Below are 21812 nucleotides of genomic sequence, written 5' to 3'. Positions count from 1 at the left end.
GACATGCGGCTGACGGAACTCCCCTTCGCGCTGGACCCGTACGGGCCGAAGGCGCCCTGGACGTACGCGGACGGCGTGCTGACCGGCACCTGCGGTGCGCGTCAGGACCGCTTCGTGCCGCCGTCCGGTCCGCCCGGCGAATCGGTCTCCGACGCCCCCCGGCTGCTGGGCCGGGCGCCGGCCGGTGACTTCCAGCTCTCCGCGCGGGTACGGGTGGACTTCCGCGACGCGTTCGACGCGGGCGTGCTCTACCTGGACGTCGCCGACGGACAGTGGGCCAAGCTCTGCTTGGAACGCTCCCCCGACCGGCCGTGGATCTGCACGGTCGTCACCCGCGGCGTCTCCGACGACGCCAACTCCTTCGCCGTCGACGGCGACACGGTGTGGCTGCGGCTCAGCCGCCTCGGCCACGCCTTCGCCTGCCACGCGTCCACGGACGGCGACCACTGGACGTTCGTCCGCACCTTCGCGCTGGGCACCCCCGAGGAGGCCGCGGCGGCCCGCGTCGGCTTCCTCGTGCAGGCTCCCCGCGGCGAGGGCTGCACGGTGTCCTTCGACCGGATCACGTTCCGGCCGGAGGGCCCGAAAGACCTGCGCGACGGTTCGTAGATGACGTTCACCGCCGACGACGTCGAGCGCATCGTCGGCCTCTCCGTCGCCGCCCTGCGCGAGGCGGAGGGGCGCGACTGGACCGTGCGGGCCGGATCCCTGGACTGGGAGTGCTGGGAGACCGCCGAGCACCTGGCGGACGCCCTGTTCTCGTACGCGGCCCAGCTGGGCCCGGCGAAGCCGCCGCTCGGCACCCACGTCCCGTTCGCCTGGCAGCGCAAGAAGCCCGGCGGACCGGCGAGCGTCGTCTTCGTCGAACGCGACGCCGGTACGGGCGGCCTGCTGCAGGTCCTCGAGACCTGCGGCACCCTGCTGACGGCCGTCGTCCGTCTCACACCCCCGGACAGACGGGCGCACCACGGCTTCGGGGCCGCCGGCCCCGAGGGCTTCGCCGCGATGGGCGTCGTGGAGACGCTGCTGCACACGTACGACATCGCCGGCGGCCTCGGCATCGGCTGGACCCCCGACGCGGGCCTGTGCGCCCGCGTGCTGGACCGGCTCTTCCCCGATGTCGAGCCGGGCCCGGAGCCGTGGCCGACACTGCTGTGGGCGACGGGCCGGGGAGAGCTCCCGGGGCGGGAACGGCGCACGGAGTGGCGCTGGTACTCGAGCCCGCGCGGGGAGTCGGACACCTGACCACCCGTTCGGCGGAGCGCGCGCTCGATCAGGGCTCGAACGGCGAACTTCCCCTTCACCCGATGGTGTAGCCGCCCCTCAGAAATCCCTTGCGTTCTCGCAGGATGTGTCTGTGGGAGGGGCTCAAGGGGAGCGCATCCTCCCGGGGGAGGATCATCATGAGCCGGTTCCGGCAGGTGGCCGCAGCATGCGCGGCCGCCGTCTCACTCACCTTCGCACTACCCGGCAGCGGACAGGGCGCCGAACCGGCGCCCCGCGTCGATCTGCGCCTCCTGGTCGTCGACGACGGCGGACCCGCGGTGGCCGCCCTCGCCGACGAGCTGAGGGGCGCCGGTACGCCGTACACCGCCGTACGGCTCGACGACCCGGGGCGGCCGCGGATCGACGCGGCGTTCCTCGCGGACACCGCCGACGGGCGCAGGCGGGCGAAGTTCCAGGCCGTCGTGCTGCCGAACGACAACCCCTTCGGCGCCGGCTCCGCCGAGATGAGCGCCCTCGCCACGTACGAGAAGACCTTCGGCGTCCGGCAGATCGACGCCTACACCTACGCCCGCCCCGAGGTCGGCCTGCGGCCGCCCGCGTACAGCGGCGGTCTCGACGGCACCACCGCCCGGCTCACCGCCGCCGCGCTGAGCGGCCCCTTCGGATATCTGAGGGGCGCCGTGCCGTTCGAGGACAACGACCCGTCGATCGGCGAGAGCTACGGCTATGCCGCCGAGCCGGCGGACGCCGGGTTCACCACGTACCTCCAGGGTCCCGGCGGCGGCAGCCTCCTCGGCGAGTACGCGCACGACGGACGCCGTGAACTCGTCGTCACATTCGTCTACAACCAGTACCAGCGGCAGTTCCGGCTGCTCGCCCGCGGCATGGTCGAGTGGGCCACCCAGGGCATCCACCTCGGCGCCGACCGCAACTACTTCGCCGTCCACGTCGACGACGTCTTCGGCGCCGACGACCGGTGGAACACCACGTACCACTGCACCCCCGGGGACGTCGACTGCGCGACCGCCGGGCTGCCCGAGAGCACCGTGCGGATGACGCGCGCCGACGCCCAGTACGCCAGGTCCTGGTCGCAGGACGCCGGCTTCACCCTCGACATGGTCTACAACGGCGGCGGCAGCGAGGCGTTCAAGGCCGCGAACGGCGGCGCCGACCCGCTCACCGACCAGCTCGTCGCCGACCGGTCCGCGTACCGCTGGGTCAACCACACCCTCGACCACACCTATCTGGGCTGCGTCCAGGACGTCACCGCCGTCCCCTGGCGCTGTACGACGGACGCCGCGGGGAACGTCCAGTGGGCCACCCGCGCGTACATCACCCAGCAGATCGCCGACAACCGCACCTGGGGCCAGCGGAAGAACCTCCCCCTGGTCACCGGCGAACTGGTCACCGGCGAGCACTCGGGCCTGAAGACCCTGCCCCAGCAGCCCACCGACAACCCCAACCTCGGCCCCGCGCTGAACGTCACCGGCGTCACGTCCCTCGCCAGTGACAACTCCCGCGAATCCGACCAGCGCACCGTCGGCTCCGCCCGCACCCTGCCCCGCTTCCCGATGAACGTCTTCTACAACGCCGGCCGCGAGGCCGAGCAGACGGACGAGTACAACTGGCTCTACGCCCGCCGGACCGACGGCGGCAGCGGCGTCTGCGAGGACAACCCCGCCACCACCACCTGTCTGCCCGCCCCCCTCGACCCCGCGACGGGCTACCGCTCGTACATCGTGCCGCTGGAGAGCCGCATCGCCCTCGGCCACATCACCGCCAACAACCCCCGCCCGCACTTCGTCCACCAGTCCAACCTCGCCGAGGACCGCATCGCCTACCCGGTCCTCGACCGCGTCCTCGCCGACTACCGCGCCCTGTTCGCCGCGAACACCCCCCTCGTCAACGACCGCCAGCGCGACCTCGCCACCGAACTCGAGCGCCGCGCCGCCTGGACCGCCGCCGTCCAGGGCGGCAAGGTCACCGCGTACCGCGTCGGCGACACCGTGACCGTCAAGGCACCCGCCGGCGTGCAGATCACCGCGACGATGCCGCCCGGTACCCGCCGGACGGCCCTGCTCACCTCCACCCCCTTCGGCACCGCGTACGCCGGCCTGCTCTCCGGCTGGACCACACCCCCGCCGCTCGCCGACCGCGTCACCCTCCGGCTGACCGACGCCCCCGCCGCCACCGTGACCGCGGGCGCCGCCGAGACCGAGGCCCCGGCCGCCGCGAAGCTGCCGCTGCCCGCGGGCGTCAGCGAGCCCGTCCCGGCCGGCCCCGGCGACCCGGCGCGGGGCTGACCATGGCCGTCCCGCTCGAGTCCCTGCGCTACTGCGCCGACCGGGTCACCCTCCTCACCGAGGGCACCTATCCGCACAGCCAGGGCGGCGTCAGCGTCTGGTGCGACCAGCTGGTCCGCGCCATGCCGGAGTTCGACTTCCGGGTCCTCGCACTCACCGGCACCGGCCGCGAGCCGCTGACCTGGCAGCCGCCCGCCACCCTGGGCGAGATCACCGCCCTCCCGCTGTGGGGCCCGCCCCCCGGCGGGAGGGCCCCCCGGGGCCGCGACCGGCGCGCCCTCCTGACGGCGTACGAGGGCTTCCTGACCGCCCTCACCGACCCCGCCGAGGAGCACCGCTTCGCCCCCGGGCTGTACGAACTCGCCGCCTGGGCCCGCCGCGACCGCCTGAGCGCCGCCCTGCGCACCGAGTCCGCCGTCCGCGTCCTGCACCGGCGGTGGACCCGCCCCGGGCTGCCCACCGCCGCCGCGGCGCCCACCCTGCACGACGCGCTCATCGCCACCGACCTCCTCGAACACGCCCTGCGCCCGCTGCACGCCCCGCTGCCCCGCACGGGCCTGTGCCACGCCGTCAGCGGCGGCCTGGCCGCCCTCCCCGGACTCGCCGCCCGGGACGCGTACGGCGTGCCGCTGCTCCTCACCGAGCACGGCATATACCTCCGCGAGCGCTACCTCGGCTACCGCACCGCCGCCTACCGCCGGCCCGTCAAGGCCCTGCTGCTCGCCTTCTTCCGCCTCCTCGCCCGCGAGATCTACCGCAGCGCCTCCCTCATCACCCCCGGCAGCGACTACAACCGCCGCTGGGAGGAGCACGGCGGCGCCGCACCACACCAGATCCGCACCGTCTACAACGGCGTCGACCCGCAGGCCTTCCCCTACGCCGGACCCGAGCCCGCCGCGCCGGTGCTCGTCTGGGCCGGACGGATCGACCCCATCAAGGACCTGGAGACGCTGATCCGCGCCTTCGCGTACGTCCGCGCCGAACTCCCCGCCGCCCGGCTGCGGATATTCGGCGGCACCGCCGCCGACGCCGTCGGCTACCGGCGGCGGTGCGAGGACCTGGCCGCCGCACTGTGCGGGGACGGCGTCACGTTCGAGGGGCGCGTGCCCGACATCCGCGACGCCTACGCGGCCGGCAACGTCGTGCTGCTGTCCAGCATCAGCGAGGGCTTCCCGTTCACCCTTATCGAGGCGATGTCCTGCGGACGGGCCACCGTCTCCACCGACGTCGGCGGGGTCCGCGAGGCCGTCGGCGACGCCGGTCTCGTCGTACCGCCCCGCGCGCCCGAGGCCATGGCGCGCGCAGCGCTGGAGCTGCTGACCGACCCGCGGCGGCGGGCGTCGATGGGGGAGGCGGCGCGGCTGCGGGTGATCGCCCAGTTCACCCTCCGGCAGACCATCGACAGCTTCCGCGGGATATACCGCGAACTCCTCGACGATCGGCGCTCCGCCGGCGCGGCGCACGGGACGGAGGCGGTGTCATGAGCGGCCCCCTGTGGCTCGTCCCCGACGGATGCTCCGAAGCGCTCCCTCAGCTGGACGGGACACTCCTCGACGTATGCGCCGCCGCCGTGCACCCCGACGAGATCGCCGCCGTCCTCGAGTCCGAGGGACTGACCGACGAGCAGGTACGGGAACTGTACGGCCACCCCTCCGTCTTCGAGCTGGCCGCCGAGCTGTACGAACGCTCCCCGCGCTCTCATCCCGAACCGCCGCCCGCCCCCGACCCCTGGCGCACCGACGCCTGGCGCTGTCTGCTGCGCGGCGTCCTCTTCGCCCTCCCCGGCCTCGGCTATGTGCTGGGCGCCCGCCTGCTGCCCACCGGGGAGCCCGACGTGTTCGGCCTCCCCGCGGGCGGCGCGCTGCTCGCCGTCTCCGTCCTCTTCGGCTGGGCGTGGAACCAGGCGCTCGCCCACCGCGCGTACGTCCTCCTCGGCAGCGGCGACGGAGGCCGGGCGGCGGCCGCCCGCTGTCTGCTGACCGGCGCCGTGCTCGGCGCGCTCGCCGTGGCGGTGCCGGCGCTCGCCGTCCCCGGCAAGGCCGCCGCCGGGCTGTTCGCCGCCGGACAGTCCTGCTATCTGGGCGCCGCCACGGTGCTGCTCGTCCTCGGCGGCGAACGGCTCCTCCTCGCCGCCCTCGCCCCCACCGTCCTCGGCGCCGCGCTGCTCGCCGTCGCCGGCGTGCCGGACACCGCCGCGGCCGTCCTGCTCACCGCCACCGTCGCCCTCGCGGTGCTCTCCGCGGGCGGCGTCGCCGGACGCGCGCTGGTCGAGGAGTGGGCGGCGCGCCCCCGGGCGGAACGCGCCGTCACCGTACGGCTCGTCCCCTCCCCGCCCGCCGCGGCCTGCTTGCCGTACGGACTGTTCGGCCTCGCCGCCGGACTGCTCACCCTCACCACCGCCGTCGGCGGCATCCTCCGCCACGGCCCCGGCACCCCCCTCGCGGGCACCGCCACCCTCGCCCTCACCCTCGGCATGGGCGGCGCCGAATGGCTCCTCTACCAGGTCCGCGGCCGCGCCCTCACCACCCTGCGCCGCTGCCGTACCCCCCTCGGCTTCCGCGCCGCGGCGGCCGGGGTGCTGCTCACCGCGCTGGCCGCCTACCTGGCCCTGCTGGCCGCCCTCGGCCTCGTCCTGCGCCAGCCCCCCGGGCCCCTGCTCGCGCTGGGCGCCGTCCTGTGGCTGGCGCTGCTCCTGCAGGCCCTCGGCACCGCCTGGCCCCCCGCGCTGATCTGCGCCGGGGCCGCCGCCCTCGAACTCGCCCTGCTGGGCACGGACACGGCCGGCCCGGCCACCGCCCAGCTCACCGTCGCCGGCGGCGCGGGCGTCGTACTGCTCGCCCTCGCGACGGCGGTCCTGGGGCGGGCCACCGCACACCGCTGAATCCCGGACAGCGCTCTACCCCCAAGCCGTCCGACCCGAACCCGCTGATCCCCGAACGACCGAAAGGCACCCCCGTATGACCACTCCACTCGCCGCCGTCACCGGCGCCGACGGCTTCATCGGCTCCCATCTCGTCCAGGCCCTCGTCGCCTCCGGCCACCGGGTGCGCGCGATGGCGCAGTACAACTCCTGGGGCACCCACGGCTGGCTGGACACCCTGCCGCCCGACGTGCTGGACCAGGTCGACACCGTCCTCGGCGACGTCCGCGACCCCGGCTCCGTCCAGGACCTCGTGGCGGGCGCCGACTGCGTCTACCACCTCGCCGCCCTCATCGCGATCCCGTACTCCTACCGCGCCCCGCACTCGTACGTGGAGACCAACGTCTCCGGCACCCTTAACGTCCTGCAGGCCGTCCGCCGGGCCGCCACCCCGCGCCTGGTGCACACGTCCACCAGCGAGACGTACGGCACCGCGCAGACCGTCCCGATCACCGAGGACCATCCGGTGAACTGCCAGTCCCCGTACGCCGCGTCCAAGGCCGGCGCCGACCAGCTCGTCGCCTCCTACACGGCGAGCTTCGACACCCCCGCCGTCACCCTGCGCCCCTTCAACACCTTCGGCCCCCGCCAGTCCATGCGCGCCGTCATCCCCGCCGTCATCGGCCAGCTCGCCGCCGGCGCGGAGACCCTGCGGCTCGGCGATCTGCGGCCCACCCGGGACTTCATGTTCGTCCAGGACACCGCACAGGCGTTCGTCGCCGTCGGCACCGCGCCCGGCGCCGACGTCCTCGGCCGGGTCTTCAACGCCGGGACCGGCACCGAGACGTCCGTCGGTGAGGCCGTCCGCCTCATCGCCCAACTGATGGACACCGGCGCGGTCGTGGAGGAGGACCCCCAGCGGCTGCGTCCCACCGGCTCCGAGGTCATGCGGCTGCTCTGCGACGCCTCCCGGCTGCGCGACGCCACCGGCTGGAAACCCGAGCACACCCTGGAATCGGGCCTCGACCACACCATCCGCTTCTTCCGCGACCCCGCCAACCTCGCCCGCTACCGCACCGCGGCCTACACCATCTGATCCGTTCTCCGGGGGGAGAAACACCATGCACGCAGTCATCCTCGCGGGCGGCAAAGGCGTCCGCCTGCGCCCGTACACCACGGCCCTGCCCAAGCCGCTGGTCCCCATCGGCGACCAGCACCCGATCCTCGAAATCGTCCTCCGCCAGCTCGCCCGCGCCGGCTTCACCGCCGTCACCCTCGCCATCGGCCATCTCGGCCAGATCATCCGCGCCTACGTCGGCGACGGCTCCCAGTGGGGACTGCGCGTCGAATACGCGGCCGAGGACAGCCCGCTGGGCACCATGGGCCCGCTGCTGCCGATGCTCGGCGACCTGCCGGAGCACTTCCTGGTGCTGAACGGCGACATCCTCACCGACCTCGACTACGGCGACGTCCTGCGCACCCACCGCGACAGCGGCGCCCCGCTCACCATCGCCACCCACCGGCGCGAGGTGCACATCGACTTCGGGGTGCTGACCACGGACGGCGGCCGGGTCGTCGGCTTCGCCGAGAAACCGCGCCACGACTACCGGGTGTCGATGGGCGTGTACGGCGTCTCCCGCCGCACCCTCGCCGGGTATCTCCCCGGGCTGCCGCTCGGATTCGACGAACTCGTGCTCGACCTGCTGAACGGTCGGAATCTGCCGTACTCATACGAATTCGACGGCTATTGGCTGGATATCGGGCGACCCGACGACTATGACCGGGCCAACGCGGAGTTCACGGCCTATCGTGAACTGCTGCTGAAGGGGGCGTGAGCGTCGCGATGCGTGTGGTGCTGCTGGGGAGTTCCGGCTGGCTCGGCGGATACGTCCTGGACGAGCTGGCGCAGGACCGCGAGGTGATCCCGGTGCCGCGCGGCACCGTCGAGCTCGGTGTCACCGGTGTGGGCGACCTCGCCGGCCGGCTGGCGTCCCTCGCCCCCGACGCGGTGGTCAACTGCGCGGGGCGCGTCGGCGGTGACGCGCTCGGCCTGATCGGCGCCAACGCCCGCGGACCGGCGGTGCTGTGCGCCGCGCTGTCCGCCGCCGCGCCGCGGGCACGGCTGGTGCATCTGGGGTCGGCGGCGGAGTACGGGGCGGTCGCCGGCCGCGCGCCGCTGACGGAGGACGCGCCGACGTGCCCGCAGGGGCTGTACGGGGCGTCGAAGCTCGCCGGGTCCCTCGCCGTGGCCGGATCGCCGCTGGACGCCGTGGTGCTGCGGGTGTTCAACGCCGTCGGCCCCGGCGCGCCGCCCACGTCGCTGCCCGGGCGTCTGGTGCGCGGGCTGCGGGAGGCGGGGGCGGACGGCGTGGTGCGGACGGGGGCGCTGACGGCCGCGCGGGACTACGTCGATCCGCGCGACGTGGCCCGGGCCGTGGCGCTCGCCCTGGGGCGCGCGACACCCCGGGTGCTGAACGTCGCCGGAGGGCGGGCGGTGCCGGTCCGGGACGTCGCCGATGGGCTCGCGGAGGCGGCGGGGTTCCGGGGGCGGATCGAGGAGTCGGGCGGCGGCCCGGAGCGGTCGGCGTTCGTGGACTGGCAGCAGGCGGACGTGTCGGCGGCCGGCGCGGCGCTGGGCTGGCGGGCGGAGGTTCCGCTCGTACAGTCGCTGAAGGATCTGTGGGCGGACGACCCGGGGCCCGCCCCGCGGAGTGCCGCTGAATGAAGCGCCCCCGCGTCCCCTCCCTCGACGCCTTCCCCGCGCGGTCCCGCCCCGAGCCGGCGCCGCGTCCCGCCCGGGTGCCCGCGCCCGGCGGACGGCGCCCGCTCGCCGGGGTCGGGCCCGCGCCGGGATCGCTGCTGGTGCCGCTGTACGTGCATCCGGCGGTGGACCCGGGGGCGTGGCGCCGGCTGGTGGACGCGGCGCCGCTGCTGTACGGCGTCGTACTGAACGCCGCCGACGGGCCGGGGGACGCACCGGACGCCGGCTACCCGGCGGCCGTCGGTTCGCTGCGGCGGGCGGGCGTGCGGGTGCTGGGGTACGTCGATCTGGCGTACGGCGGGCGGACTGCCGCGGAGGTGGGCCGGGACGTGCGCAGGCACCGGGAGTGGTACGGGGCCGAGGGCGCCTTCCTCGACCGTGCCACGTCCGGCGCCGACCGGCTGCCGGGGGCACGCGCGGCGGTGCGGGCGGCGCGCGGCGAGGGCGCGCGCACCGTGGTGCTCAACCCCGGTGTGCACCCCGACCCCGACTACGCGCGGGCGGCGGACGTGCTGGTGACGTTCGAGGGGCCGTGGCAGACGTACACCCGGCTGGCGGTGCCGTCCTGGACCCGCCGGCACCGGGCGGAGCGCTTCTGCCATCTGGTGCACGGCGTCCCGGACGGCCTGCGTGACCTCGTCGCCCGGCTGGCGCGTCAGCGTGGCGCCGGGGTGCACTGGGCGGTGTCCGCGACGGGGGTGAACCCGTGGCAGTCGGCGCCCGGGTGAGGCGGCTGCTGCTCGCCGCGCTCCTGCTCCTCGCGGGATGCGCGGCCCCGCCCGCCGACGACGCCCCGCCGTCGTACTGGCGCCCCCGGCCGGGGCAGGCGTGGCAGTGGCAGCTCAGCGGCCGGGTCGACACCTCCGTGGACGTCCCGGTGTACGACGTCGACGGCTTCGAGAACGACGCCGCGCTGGTCCGTACGCTCCACGCCGCCGGACGCAAGGTCGTCTGCTATGTCAACGCCGGCGCGTGGGAGGACTTCCGCCCCGACGCGGCGGCGTTCCCCCGTGACCTGTTGGGCCGGGGCAACGGCTGGCCGGGCGAGCGCTGGCTGGACATCCGCCGCCGCGGTGCCCTGCGTCCGCTGATGGCGGCGCGCTTCGACATGTGCGCGAAGAAGGGCTTCGACGCGGTCGAGCCGGATCTCATGGACGGTTACACGAACGACACCGGCTTCCCGCTGACGGCCGCCGACCAGCTCGCGTACAACCGCATGCTGGCCTCGCTCGCCCACGAACGGGGCCTGGCGGTGGGGCTGAAGAACGACCTCGAGCAGATCCCGGAGCTGCTGGGGGACGTCGATTTCGCGGTGAACGAGCAGTGCGCCGAGCACCGCGAGTGCGACGCCCTGCGTGCGTTCACGCGCGCGGGGAAGGCCGTCTTCCACGTCGAGTACGAACTGCCTCCCGCCCGGTTCTGCCCGGGCAGCCGTCGGCTGGAGCTGAGTTCCATGCGCAAACGTCCGGCTCTGGGAGCGTGGCGGCAGGCCTGCCCCTGGCCCTGACCTGCCGGAGGCGGCGGATATGCTCCTTCGCTCAGCGATCAACCAGCGGTGGAGTGGGGTTTCGAATGGCCACGGGCCGGGAAGAGGGCGCTTTCGTCTCCGACGAGGAGTGGGAGCGATTCCAGCGGGGACTGACGGACGGTTCGGCCGTCGACGCGCCCAAGGAGCCGTCCGCCCGGGCCCGGATGGTCACCGAGCGGCTGCGGCATGGGGACGAGCTGCAGGCGCTGCGGGAGCGGAAACGCAGGTCGCGCATCCGTCGCCGGCTGCTGCTCGTGACCGCGCTGCTGGTGGCCGGCGGGGCCGTGGCGGCCGCCGCGCTGACCGGGCGGCTCGGACTGCCGGGCTCCGGCGGCGACACGGACACCGGCATACCTGCCCCCTCCGTACCGGTGCGGGCCGAGCCCCTGCCCGACACCCCCACCCTCGCCCGGCCGTTCAGCGGATCACCGGCGGAGGACTACGCGGACGGGGCCGCCGGGATCGTGCTGCCGAAGGCGCGTCCCGTCGGGCGGATGAGCGTGCAGCAGGTGGACTTCGCCCTGCGCAGGACGCGCGACCTCCTCGTCGCCGCGAGCCTCGATCCGTCCGTGCTCGAGGGTGGACGGCCGGACGCGGCCCTCGCCCTGATCGACCCGAAGGCCACGGACATCGTCGGGAAAATGAAGCGCTCCCTGAGGTCGCCGAGCGAGAAGGACGACCCCGCCGACTACTTCCCCCGCTTCGACCCGGCGAAGTTCCGGCTCGTCGGAGACGTGGTCAAGGTCAGGGGGACGATGAGCTTCCGGGAGGGCGACCACGAGTCGGTCCTGGTCCGGGCGGACTACACCTTCGTCTACCCCGTGCACAAGGCCCCGGCCGGCACCGAGGTCTCCCGCGTGATCGTCCGCCGCGTCCTGGAGACCGTCGTGGCCGATCCGGCCCGGGTGAAGGTCACACCGGGCACCCTGTGGATCCGGAACTGGAGCGGCGAGCGCGCGAACGGCGGCTGCGGCTTCACCGGCGGCTGGCTCGTCCCCGGCTTCCCCGGGGAGGAGCCGGCGGGCGACGCGGAGAAGTCGCCGGAGCGGGTCGACCCGTACGACCGCGGCCGGGAGATCAAGGGCGGCGACGAGGTCTGCCGCACGATGACCCGCACCTGACGGGACCTGACGGGCGCCGCAGGCGGTACGAACGGCAGCCCGTCCGGCCAAAGACGCCACGTTAACGGCGGTTACGGGGCACCCCGGAGCCGGCTGTACGGGGCGCGATAGCGTGACCGGCCGTGACAGCACAGGTGACGCTGGTGACGCCGGCGACGAGCTGGGAGGCGCCGTCCGCCGTACTCGGCGCGGACGGGCCGCTCGACGAGGCCGGCCGCAAGGCCGCCGGGGAGGCCGGGGCGCCGCGCGCCGACCGGACGTGGTGCGGGCCGGAAGTACGGTGCCGCGAGACGGCCGAGGCCCTGGGCGTGCCCGGGACGGCCGTCGCGGAGCTCGCCGGCTGGGACCTGGGGGAGTGGCGCGGCCGCACGCGCGCCGACCTCGCCGCCGAGTGTCCCGGCGACCTCGAGGCCTGGCTGACCGACCCCGACGCCGCCCCGCACGGCGGCGAGTCGCTGACCGGGCTGCTCGCCCGGACCGGCCGCTGGCTGGACACCGTCCCCGCCGGGCACACCGTCGCAGTGACGGACCAGGCCCTCGTCCGCGCGGCGGTGGTGTCCGCCCTGTCCCTGCCCGCGCGGAGCTTCTGGCTGCTCGACGCCGCCCCCCTGTCGGCGACCGTGCTTACCGCCCGGGACGGGCAGTGGCACCTGCGCTGCGGATCGCCGTCGGGGGACGGCTCGTAGGACACGTCAGGACGCCAGCGGCGGGGCCTCCGCCAGCTCCGCCAGCTTCACGGTGCACAGCCCGCCCCGCTCGGAGGTGACCTCCGTGACCTTCAGCTGCGTGCCCGGCAGCAGGATGAACTCCTCCTCGCCGGTGAACGCCGAGAAGGCACGGATCCCCACCGCACGGGCGGGCGTCACCTCGAACAGCGTCCGCCTGCCGCGCCCGCCGAGGAAGTTGCGGGCCACCGCCGGCTGCGACGTGCACGAGGAGACACCCCACCACGTCACCGTCTTCCCCAGCGGATACTGCGCCCGCAGATCCAGCGCCACACCGCGCCACAGCGGCGCCGTACGCGCCGGGAGCTGCGACACCGCCGAGAACAGCAGCCGCAGATACGGCAGATACGGCACCAGCCGCGAGCGGTCCGGGTCCCGCAGCACCCGGTTGATCTCCCGGTAGAACGCCGACTCGCAGGTGTAGAGATACAGGGCGGCTATCGCGTCGGCGGGCAGCCCGCCGGCGGCCCCGTCCACCCGCTCCCTGCCGAACTCGTACGACCGGTCGACGTATCCGCGCAGCCCCTTCAGCAGATCCGCCACCGGAGACACCGCGTCGCGGAAGTCCATCAGCGGGGTGTCGAACACGCCCGTGATCGCGGGCAGCGCGAGACCCTCGTCCTTCACGCTCGAGAGCCGGTCCAGATACATCTGGTGCAGCTCCATGGTGGACGCGATGAACGCCCCCATCCGGTCGGCGACACCGTCGCCGCCGACCGTCCCCGCGCCGTCGTTCCACCCCGTGCTCGGCAGCCAGTCGACCGGGTCGGCGCCCAGCGAAGCCAGGGCGTCGTTCACCGTCGTGAAGTGGTCGTTGTCGCAGAAGATGTCGCCCTGCGCGGCCGGGTTGGCGTGGTCGATGTGCCGGACCTCGACGTCCGGGTACTTCGCCTGGAGCTTCGTGACGACGCGCTTCAGGCTCCGCGCGTGCGCGCCCCACCAGGCGAAGACCACCCCGCGGTGCTCCTCGGGGGCGTTCTGCTTGGCCCTCAGGATCTCCTCGGCGATCCGCTCGGCGACCGGCCGCCAGAACCGGGTGTGCCGGTCGGGGCCGACGCTCCCGTCACTGTGGGCCGTCAGCGCCGAGTTGAGCAGCAGCACCCCCTGGGTGAGCATCGCCTGGAACCACTCCGGCGGCTGCACGGTCTCCCGCTCCGCCAGCAGCTTGCGGATGTCGGCGACCGGGGTCTTCTTCGGTATGCCGTACTTCCACATGGCCGCCGCCTTGATGATGCAGCGGATGCTCACGACCCGGCCGAAGCGGCTGTCCTTCCAGTCGTGGAAGGTGTTGTCGAACATCGCGATGCCGGTGGCGCTCTCCGGCCGCGGATACGGGTTCTGCCCGAACACCACGACCTTCCACTCGTGCGGCGCGTGCGGCTTGAGCGCCTGGAACGTCAGCTCGCGCACCGGCACGACCTCCGCCCCGCGGCCCGGACCGATGAACGACGCCGCGTCCGGCTGCGCCTCGATCACCGGCTTCAGCAGCGGCAGCCACGGCTCGCCCCCGCCCTGGAACAACTCCGCCAGAGCCAGCGGGTCGTCGGGGCCGGGCGTGGTGGAGGCGGTGGTGTCACTCATGGCGTACGGACTCCAAGAGGTCGGGGCGTACGGGCTTTTGGCGGCCCTGGGCCGAAGTGATCCCGACAATAGGGCGACCCACTGACAGCCCCCGGTGATCGGTCCGGGGCGTTGTCAGTGGCTCCGGGTAACGTCGTGAGCAAGTCGAGTGACCGTCGCCGATCGGAGTGAGCCATGACCGAAGACCGTGCCCAGACACCGCTCAGGGTGGTGCTGACCGACGTCACGCCCGCGGTGGTCCAGTCGTGGCGGGCGGCGTTCGCGGACGATCCGGAGATCGAGATCCGCAAGGGTTCGATCCTCGACGTCGACGTGGACGCCTGGGTCAGCCCGACCAACGCCAGGGGGCGGATGGACGGCGGCGTGGACGCGGTGATCAAGCGGCATCTCGGGGCCGGCATCCAGCTGCGCGTGCAGAAGGCGATACGGGACCGGTTCGCCGGATCACTGCCGGTGGGCAGCGCGGTGTGCGTGTCCTCCGGGGCGACCGTGCCGCGGTTCCTGATCTCGACGCCGACGATGGAGCAGTCCTCGCAGAACGTCTCGGAGACGCTGAACGTGGCCCTGGCCTGCGCCGCCGCGTTCCAGGCCATCCACCGGCAGAACCGGACCGCGCCGGGCAGCATCCGCTCGGTGGCGCTGGTCGGCATGGGCGCCCGCACCGGGCGGGTGCCGGCGCGGGTGTGCGCGAACCTGATGTGGTCGGGCTACACGCTCTTCCGGGACCACTCGTTCCAGGACTACGACGAGCTGCGCGGCACGGTGCTGGCGCAGCTCCACGACCTGGAGAGCGCCCCGGCCGAGCAGCGGGTCCGGATAACCCCGCCCCGGAGTGCCGCCAGGCGTCGTTGATTCAGCGCCACCCGGCGCCGCTAGATCTCCCCCCGGCTCATCCCGATCAGCCGGTCCAGCACCGCGCCCTGGCTGACCCGCAGCGCGTCGTGCTCCCACTCGTTCGTCACCCAGGTCCGCACGCCCGGGACCGCGTCCGCCGTGGCCAGGGAGTCCTGCCGGTCCACGTACATGTCGTCGTGGTACACCGCCGCGTACACCGGCACCCGGTTGGCGGCCAGCCGCTTCGGGTCGTACAGGTCGGGCCAGTCGATCCGCTCCGCCAGCAGATGCGCCGCCTGGCGGAGCGGCTTGAGCACCGGATCGGAGTCGAACATCCACGGGTAGATCATCTCGCCGGTGAAGTACAGCTGATCGGCGTTGGGGTCGAACTCCGGGAATTCCGCACGTACCCGCTGCGCAGCCCACGCGGTCGGCTCCCCGCTCACCGAGCGCTGGGCGTAGATCGCCTCGTGCAGCACGGCGTACAGCGGGTTCCCGGCGTAGCCGAGCTTGTACTGGACCTCGGCGAGGAAGCCGTCCGCGAGCTCCGGGCCGCGTGCCCCCCGCACCCAGGCGCCCTCCAGCAGCCAGTGCAGCTGGTGCGAGCCGCTGCCGGAGCCCAGCATGATGCCCAGCGACTGGAACGCCTCGACGGTCAGCCGGCGTCCGTCCGGCAGCGCCACGTCGTGCTCCCGCAGATGAGCGGCGATCCGCGCGGCCGTCTCCCGGTCCTGCGGATAGCGCGCGTAGTGCCGCTCGTTCTTCAGCGCGACCCGGGGGTACGCCGCGCGGTACACGTGCTCGGCGGTCGACGCCAGTCCCGGCAGCCCGCCGGTGACGAAGCACTCGCGCAGATGCTGCGGCGCGTACGACAGATACGTCAGCGTGCAGAAGCCGCCGAAACTCTGCCCCAGCAGCGACCAGCCGCCGCTCGGCCCGAGCAGCTTGCGGCGGATGAACTCCGCGTCGCGCACGATGGAGTCCGCCCGGAACCGGGCCAGATACCCGGCCTGCGCATCGGGTCCGCCGAGCGCGGCGAGGGTCTGTCGGTTCAGCGGTGTGGAGCGCCCGGTGCCGCGCTGGTCGAGCAGCAGCACCCGGTAGTCCTTGAGCGCCCGGCCCAGCCAGCCGTCCGTGCCCTGCGGACGCGCGGCGCCGAAGCCCGGGCCGCCCTGCAGATACAGCAGCCACGGCAGGTCGTCCTTCTCCCGTCCGGCGGCCACCGCCTCGCGCGCCAGGACCTGGATGCGCTCCCCGCCGGGATCGTCGTGGTCGAGTGGGACGTCGATGACGTGGTCGGTCAGGACGACACCGGGCAGCCGGACAACGGTGGGCGGCATAGCTCCTCGCGGGGGACGGGGGAACGGAAGCGGCAGCTCACGGTACCTCCCGCCGTCCGCCCCGGCAGCGCTCGGCCCCCTGGGCGGGGGGAGCGGGTCCGGAATAACCCGGGTAGCACCCGTGTTCCCGGAGTCATGCGTGTAGAGATCTGGTCCGACATCGTCTGTCCCTGGTGTTACATCGGCAAGGCCCGGTTCGAGAAGGGCCTCGCCGCCTTCGAGGGGCGTGCCGGCGTCGAGGTCGTCCACCGCTCCTTCGAGCTGGACGCCGGCGCCCGCCGTGCGCCGGGCGGGAAGCCGGTGAGCGAGATGCTCGCCGGGAAGTACGGCGTGAGCCCTGAGCAGGCCCGCACCATGGAGGGCCGGGTCGCCGACGCCGCGGCCGCCGAGGGCCTGGGGTACCGGACGGACCGGCTGAGCTCGGGCACCTTCGACCTGCACCGCGTGGTGCACCTGGCCAAGGAGCGGGGCCTGCAGGACGAGGTCCTCGGCGCCTTCTACCGGGCGAACTTCGCCGAGGCCCGCCCGATCGGCGAGGACGAGCCCGTGGTCGAGGCCGCGGCCGCCGCCGGCCTGGACGCCGACGAGGTCCGCAAGGTCCTCGCCGACGAGACCGCCTACGCCGACGCCGTGCGCGCCGACGAGGCCGAGGCGGCGGCGCTGGGCATCAGCGCGGTGCCGTTCTTCGTCATCGACCGTAAGTACGGCATCTCCGGCGGTCAGCCCGCCGAGGTCTTCACCCAGGCCCTGCGCCAGGCCGCCGCCGACAACCCGCTGCAGCTGGTCGCCGCCGACGAGGCCGCCCCCGCCTGCGAGGACGGCGTCTGCGACGTGCCGCAGGCGGACTGAACCCGCCCGCGGCACAGCCCCGGACCCCCGCCGCAGGGCAGGCGGGTCCGGGGCAGCCCGCCCGGCCCGGCGAAAGGGGGAAAGGCGGTACCCCTTCCCCCGCCCGCCGGGCATAGTCGGCGCATGGACCCCCTCGCCCCCGAAGCGTTCGCGCCCGCCGCCGGCGCCTACCTCAACACCGCCGGCAGCGGCCGCGCCCCGCTGGCCTCCGTCGACTCCCTGCGCACCGCCGTGGACGCCGCCGCCACCGGCGGCACCATGGGCCCCGACTATCTGGACGTCGCCGACACCGCCCGCGCGGCCTTCGCCCGCATCGCCGGGGTGCCCGCCGACCAGGTCGCCGTCGGCAGCACCGTCGCCACCCACGCCGCGCTGATCGCCGCCTCGCTGCGGCCCGGCGCCGAGGTGGTGATCGCCGACGGCGACTTCTCCTCCCTCGTCACCCCGTTCGCCGTCCGCGGCGACCTGACGGTGCGCAGCGTCCCCCTGGAGGAGATCGCGGACGCCGTCCGCCCCGGGACCGACCTCGCCGTCGTCAGCGCCGTCCAGTCCGCCGACGGCCGCCTCGCCCCCCTCGACGCGCTCACCGAGGCCTGCGCCGGGCACGGGGCGCGCACCTTCGTCGACGGCACCCAGGCGGTCGGCTGGCTGCCGTTCGACGCCGGACGCTTCGACTACACCGCCACCGGCGCCTTCAAATGGCTGCTCTGCCCGCGCGGGGTGTCCTTCCTGACCGTCCGCGCCGAACTGCGCTCCCTGCACGCCGGCTGGGTCACCACCACCGACCCCTACGGCGACTGCTACGGCCCCGTACGCGACTTCGCCCCCACCGCCCGCCGCTACGACGAGGCGCCCGCCTACCTCCCGTACACCGGCGCCCCGGCCTCCCTCGCGCTCGTCGAACGGCTCGGCCCCGATGCCATCGGCGCCCACAACACCGCCCTCGCCGACCGCTTCCGCACCGGCGCCCGCGAGCTGGGCCTGGTCGCAGCCCCGGCCCCCGGCTCCGCGATCGTGTCGCTGCCCGGCCTCGGCAAGTACGCCGACCAGCTGACGCGGGAGGGCATCCGCGTCGCCGACCGCGCCGACGGCGGCCTGCGCACGTCGTTCCACCTGTACAACTCGGCGGCGGACGTGGACATGTTGCTGGCCGCGCTGGAGGCGCGCGTAGGGTCGTAGGGCATGGACCCGATGATCTCCTCCGGAGCGCGTCGCGGTGGGCAGCTCGGTGTCGGTGCACGTCGGACTGGTCGCGGACCCTCGAGGTGCTGGCCGAGCTGTAAAGCGGACGCCCCCCTCGTACAAAGAACGAGGGAGGCGTCCGCGAAGAAGACCTACCGAATGGGCGTGAAGTCCCGCGCCCCGATGAAGTCCGGCCGCGGCACCGGCGCCGCGAAGGGCTCCTCCGCGGCGTTCTCCACGCTGTTGAACACGATGAACACATTGCTCCGCGCATACGGCGTGATGTTGTCGCCCGAGCCGTGCATGCAGTTGCAGTCGAACCACGTCGCGCAGCCCGCCGCGCCGGTGAACAGCTTGATGCCGTGCGCGTCCGCCATCCGCGTCAGCGCCGCGTCGGACGGGGTGCCGGCGTCCTGCATCTGCAGCGACTTCTTGTAGTTGTCCGCCGGCGTCTCGCCCGCGCAGCCCAGGAACGTCCGGTGCGACCCCGGCATGATCATGAGGCCGCCGTTGGTCTCGTAGTTCTCGGTCAGCGCGATCGAGACGGACACGGCCCGCATGTTCGGCATGCCGTCCTCGGCGTGCCAGGTCTCGAAGTCCGAGTGCCAGTAGAAACCGGACGCCCCGAAGCCGGGCTTGACGTTGATCCGCGACTGGTGGACGTACACGTCGGAGCCCAGGATCTGCCGGGCGCGGTCCAGCACCCGCGGATCGCGGACCAGCCCGGCGAACACCTCACTGATCCTGTGCACCTCGAAGACGGAGCGCACGGACTGCGACGTCGGTTCGACGATGGACCGCTCGTCCGCGCGCACCGCCGGATCGGCGACCAGCCGGTCCAGCTCGGCCCGGTAGACCTCCACCTCCTCCGGGGTGATCAGCTGCTCCATCGCCATGAAGCCGTTGCGGTCGTACGCCTCGAGGTCCCACGGGGTGATCGGACCCTCGTCGCCGGGGCCGGACCACACGACCGGATCCTGGCGGGTCGTGACGACCTCGTCGGCGCCTCGGGTGGGGTACAGGTCGGTCCGCACGGTGGTCGTGGTCACGTCTGCTCAGTCCTCCTCGGTCAGCAGCGGGTAGGTACCGTTCTCGTCGTGGTCCTCGCGCCCGGTGACGGGCGGGTTGAAGACGCACAGACAGCGGAAGTCGCTCTTCGGCCGCAGGGTGTGCCGCTCGTGGCCGTTCAGCAGGTACATCACGCCGGGCGTGATGGTGTACGACTGCCCCGTCTCCTCGTCGGTGAGCTCGGCCTCCCCCTCGGTGCAGACGACGGCCTCGATGTGGTTCGCGTACCACATCCGGGTCTCGGTGCCCGCGTACAGCACGGTCTCGTGCAGGGAGAAGCCGACGCCCTCCTTGGCCAGGACGATGCGCTTGCTCTCCCAGGTGCCGGACGCGGACTTGATGTGCCGGTCGGTGCCGTCGAGTTCTGCGAAAGATCGGACGATCACTGGTGTACGTGCCTTTCTTGCCGGGGTGGGGGGTGAGGTCAGGCGGTCTCGCGGACGGCGCGGGCGAGGGTCCGCAGCCCTTCCTCGAGCTCGTCGGGGGTGATGGTGAGCGCCGGCAGCAGCTTGACGACCTCGCTGTCGGGGCCGGACGTCTCGACGATGAGCCCCAGCTCGAACGCCCGCCGGCAGATCGCCGTGGCCCGCGCCCGGTCCGGGAACTCCACGCCCCACGCCAGCCCGCGCCCGCGGTAGGTGGCGCCCTCCGCCGACGGCTCCGCGCAGAGCGCGACCAGCGCCGACTCGATCTGCTCGCCGCGCGCGAGGGTCTGCTTCTCCGTCTGCCCGTCGGCCCAGTACGTGTCGAGCGCCGCCGTGGCGGTGACGAACGCCGGGTTGTTGCCGCGGAACGTGCCGTTGTGCTCGCCCGGCTCCCAGATGTCCAGCTCCGGCTTGAACAGGGTGAGCGCCATCGGCAGCCCGTAGCCGCTGATGGACTTCGACAGCGTCACGATGTCCGGGGTGATCCCCGCCTCCTCGAACGAGAAGAACGGGCCCGTACGGCCGCAGCCCATCTGGATGTCGTCGACGATGAGCAGCATGTCGTGCCGCCTGCACACGTCCGCCAGGGCGCGCAGCCACTCGAGGCGGGCCACGTTGATGCCGCCCTCGCCCTGGATGGTCTCCACGATCACCGCGGCCGGGTGGTTGAGCCCGGAGCCCGAGTCCTGCAGCAGCCGCTCGAACCACAGGAAGTCCGGGACCTGCCCGTCGAGGTAGTTGTCGAACGGCATCGGCGTGCCGTGCACCAGCGGCACCCCGGCCCCGGCCCGTTTGAACGCGTTGCCGGTGACGGCGAGCGAGCCCAGCGACATGCCGTGGAAGGCGTTGGTGAACGAGACGATCGACTCGCGGCCCTTGACCTTGCGGGCCAGCTTCAGCGCCGACTCCACCGCGTTGGTGCCGGTCGGCCCCGGAAACATGACCTTGTACGGCAGGTCGCGCGGCCGCAGGATCACGTTCTGGAACGTCTCCAGGAACGCGCGCTTGGCCGTCGTCCCCATGTCCAGGCCGTGGGTGATGCCGTCGCGCTCGAGATAGTCGAGCAGGGCGCGTTTGAGTACGGGGTTGTTGTGGCCGTAGTTGAGGGCGCCGGCGCCGGCGAAGAAGTCGAGGTACGTGTGGTCGTCCTCGTCGTACAGCCGGCTGCCCCGGGCACGGTCGAACACGGCGGGCCAGCCGCGGCAGTAGCTGCGCACCTCCGACTCAAGGGTCTCGAAGACACTCAGGGCGGGCGGGGTGATGGTCACAGCGGGTTCACTCCTGACAGAGCCGGATGCGGGGGGATTTGGATCTCGGTGGGGGAGGGGCTACGAGGCGGCCGGTGCCGTGAGCGGCTCTATCGCGTACAGCACCTCGGGCTCGTGCCCGCCGTCCGGGCCGGGGAACTGCTCCCCGGCGAACAGCACCTCGCGGCTCAGCAAGGCTCCGCGGCGCTCGGCGAACGACGTGAACAGCCGGTCGGAGGCCGTGTTGTCCGGCGTCACCGTGGTCTCGAGCCGGCGTATGCCGTGCGTGGCGGCGACCCGGTCGCTCAGCGTGTCCAGCAGCCGGCCGGCGAGCCCGCGGCCGCGGTGCGCGGCGTCGACGGCGACCTGCCAGACCAGCAGCGTGTCGGGCGCGTCGGGGCGCACGTAGCCGGTGACGAAGGCGACCGGCAGGCCGTCGGCGCCGCGCGCCACGACGGACGTGGCGGCGAAGTCGCGGCACCACAGCAGATAGCTGTACGAGGAGTTGAGGTCCAGCGTCCCGGAGTCCCGGGCGATACGCCACAGATGGGCTCCGTCGGCGACCTCGGGGACGTCCAGCATTGGCTCCCCCGTCATTTCCGTGGAATTGGCGGTCGGTTGTGCCAGGTCTGCTTGTGCGGCAGTCATGTAGGGGTAATTTACCGACGAGAAATCGCGATTGCATGCACCTCGGGCCTTACGGTCGGCCTCGGAACGTGTTATAGCGCGCTTCGAAAACTGGGACGTTCTGTCCGGTTATT

Annotated in this window: 21 protein-coding genes; 15 read left to right on the top strand and 6 right to left on the bottom strand. The window is 73.4% G+C overall.

The window, feature by feature from the left end; translation table 11 throughout:
• Positions 1-3: 3 nt before the first annotated feature.
• From SRB5_RS12275 to SRB5_RS12220, 12 genes are all read left to right on the top strand, one after another.
• On the top strand, positions 4-609 hold the full coding sequence (locus SRB5_RS12275; protein ID WP_153451817.1) for a DUF1349 domain-containing protein: 606 nt from the start codon (positions 4-6) through the stop codon (positions 607-609).
• Positions 610-1245 carry a hypothetical protein gene (locus SRB5_RS12270; protein WP_153451815.1) on the top strand — a complete coding sequence of 212 codons (636 nt, stop codon included), beginning with the start codon at positions 610-612 and terminating at the stop codon, positions 1243-1245.
• Between the two features lie 158 nt (positions 1246-1403).
• On the top strand, positions 1404-3530 hold the full coding sequence (locus SRB5_RS12265) for a hypothetical protein (RefSeq protein ID WP_153451814.1): 2127 nt from the start codon (positions 1404-1406) through the stop codon (positions 3528-3530).
• A 2-nt stretch (positions 3531-3532) separates the two neighbouring features.
• On the top strand, positions 3533-5014 hold the full coding sequence (gene pelF, locus SRB5_RS12260; protein ID WP_153451812.1) for a GT4 family glycosyltransferase PelF: 1482 nt from the start codon (positions 3533-3535) through the stop codon (positions 5012-5014).
• Positions 5011-6411, top strand: coding sequence for a hypothetical protein (locus SRB5_RS12255; RefSeq protein WP_153451810.1), 1401 nt, complete (start codon positions 5011-5013; stop codon positions 6409-6411). Before pelF ends, SRB5_RS12255 begins: the two co-directional genes overlap by 4 nt.
• 76 nt (positions 6412-6487) lie before the next feature.
• On the top strand, positions 6488-7486 hold the full coding sequence (locus SRB5_RS12250; RefSeq protein ID WP_153451809.1) for an SDR family NAD(P)-dependent oxidoreductase: 999 nt from the start codon (positions 6488-6490) through the stop codon (positions 7484-7486).
• 25 nt (positions 7487-7511) lie between these two features.
• Positions 7512-8225 (top strand): nucleotidyltransferase family protein, encoded by a 714-nt coding sequence (locus tag SRB5_RS12245; protein ID WP_153451808.1) that lies wholly within the window; start codon positions 7512-7514, stop codon positions 8223-8225.
• A gap of 8 nt (positions 8226-8233) precedes the next feature.
• Complete coding sequence (locus tag SRB5_RS12240; RefSeq protein WP_153452000.1) at positions 8234-9115, top strand: NAD-dependent epimerase/dehydratase family protein; 882 nt, start codon at positions 8234-8236, stop codon at positions 9113-9115.
• Positions 9112-9879, top strand: a complete 768-nt coding sequence (locus SRB5_RS12235; protein WP_153451806.1) for a spherulation-specific family 4 protein — start codon at positions 9112-9114, stop codon at positions 9877-9879. Before SRB5_RS12240 ends, SRB5_RS12235 begins: the two co-directional genes overlap by 4 nt.
• On the top strand, positions 9858-10658 hold the full coding sequence (locus SRB5_RS12230) for an endo alpha-1,4 polygalactosaminidase (protein ID WP_323377797.1): 801 nt from the start codon (positions 9858-9860) through the stop codon (positions 10656-10658). The genes SRB5_RS12235 and SRB5_RS12230 overlap by 22 nt, the downstream gene beginning before the upstream one ends.
• Positions 10659-10723: 65 nt before the next feature.
• Positions 10724-11800 carry a hypothetical protein gene (locus SRB5_RS12225; protein ID WP_153451802.1) on the top strand — a complete coding sequence of 359 codons (1077 nt, stop codon included), beginning with the start codon at positions 10724-10726 and terminating at the stop codon, positions 11798-11800.
• Between the two features lie 122 nt (positions 11801-11922).
• The gene (locus SRB5_RS12220) at positions 11923-12486 is read left to right on the top strand and encodes a histidine phosphatase family protein (RefSeq protein WP_323377796.1); all 564 of its coding nucleotides are present in this window, start codon (positions 11923-11925) and stop codon (positions 12484-12486) included.
• A 6-nt stretch (positions 12487-12492) separates the two neighbouring features.
• Here SRB5_RS12220 and SRB5_RS12215 read toward each other — a convergent pair whose 3' ends face one another.
• The gene (locus tag SRB5_RS12215; RefSeq protein ID WP_153451800.1) at positions 12493-14106 is read right to left on the bottom strand and encodes an ADP-ribosyltransferase domain-containing protein; all 1614 of its coding nucleotides are present in this window, start codon (positions 14104-14106) and stop codon (positions 12493-12495) included.
• A gap of 174 nt (positions 14107-14280) precedes the next feature.
• Between SRB5_RS12215 and SRB5_RS12210 the strand changes: the two genes are divergently transcribed.
• A complete protein-coding gene (locus SRB5_RS12210) occupies positions 14281-14958 on the top strand; it encodes a macro domain-containing protein (protein ID WP_153451798.1) in 678 nt (225 codons plus the stop codon).
• 20 nt (positions 14959-14978) lie between these two features.
• Here SRB5_RS12210 and SRB5_RS12205 read toward each other — a convergent pair whose 3' ends face one another.
• Positions 14979-16280 (bottom strand): alpha/beta fold hydrolase, encoded by a 1302-nt coding sequence (locus tag SRB5_RS12205; protein WP_153451797.1) that lies wholly within the window; start codon positions 16278-16280, stop codon positions 14979-14981.
• A gap of 135 nt (positions 16281-16415) precedes the next feature.
• On the opposite strand from SRB5_RS12205, the gene SRB5_RS12200 reads away from it, so the two are divergent.
• Both SRB5_RS12200 and SRB5_RS12195 read left to right on the top strand, forming a co-directional pair.
• Positions 16416-17129 (top strand): DsbA family oxidoreductase, encoded by a 714-nt coding sequence (locus SRB5_RS12200; protein ID WP_153451795.1) that lies wholly within the window; start codon positions 16416-16418, stop codon positions 17127-17129.
• Between the two features lie 123 nt (positions 17130-17252).
• Positions 17253-18308, top strand: coding sequence for an aminotransferase class V-fold PLP-dependent enzyme (locus SRB5_RS12195; RefSeq protein ID WP_153451794.1), 1056 nt, complete (start codon positions 17253-17255; stop codon positions 18306-18308).
• A 155-nt stretch (positions 18309-18463) separates the two neighbouring features.
• On the opposite strand, the gene thpD is transcribed toward SRB5_RS12195, so the two are convergent.
• Genes thpD through ectA form a run of 4 tightly spaced genes read right to left on the bottom strand, consistent with a single transcriptional unit; the run spans position 18464 to position 21699 of the window.
• Entirely contained in the window at positions 18464-19360 is an 897-nt protein-coding gene (gene thpD / locus SRB5_RS12190; protein WP_323377795.1) for an ectoine hydroxylase, read from the bottom strand.
• A gap of 6 nt (positions 19361-19366) precedes the next feature.
• Positions 19367-19765 (bottom strand): ectoine synthase, encoded by a 399-nt coding sequence (locus SRB5_RS12185; RefSeq protein WP_323377794.1) that lies wholly within the window; start codon positions 19763-19765, stop codon positions 19367-19369.
• 38 nt (positions 19766-19803) lie between these two features.
• Positions 19804-21072, bottom strand: a complete 1269-nt coding sequence (gene ectB / locus SRB5_RS12180; protein WP_323377793.1) for a diaminobutyrate--2-oxoglutarate transaminase — start codon at positions 21070-21072, stop codon at positions 19804-19806.
• Between the two features lie 60 nt (positions 21073-21132).
• Positions 21133-21699, bottom strand: coding sequence for a diaminobutyrate acetyltransferase (ectA, locus tag SRB5_RS12175; RefSeq protein ID WP_153451792.1), 567 nt, complete (start codon positions 21697-21699; stop codon positions 21133-21135).
• Positions 21700-21812 lie beyond the last annotated feature (113 nt).

The organism is Streptomyces smaragdinus (assembly GCF_009604385.1).
Taxonomy (GTDB): domain Bacteria; phylum Actinomycetota; class Actinomycetes; order Streptomycetales; family Streptomycetaceae; genus Streptomyces; species Streptomyces smaragdinus.
Note: the sequence above shows the minus strand (reverse complement) of the source record. Positions and strands in the feature narration are given on the sequence as shown.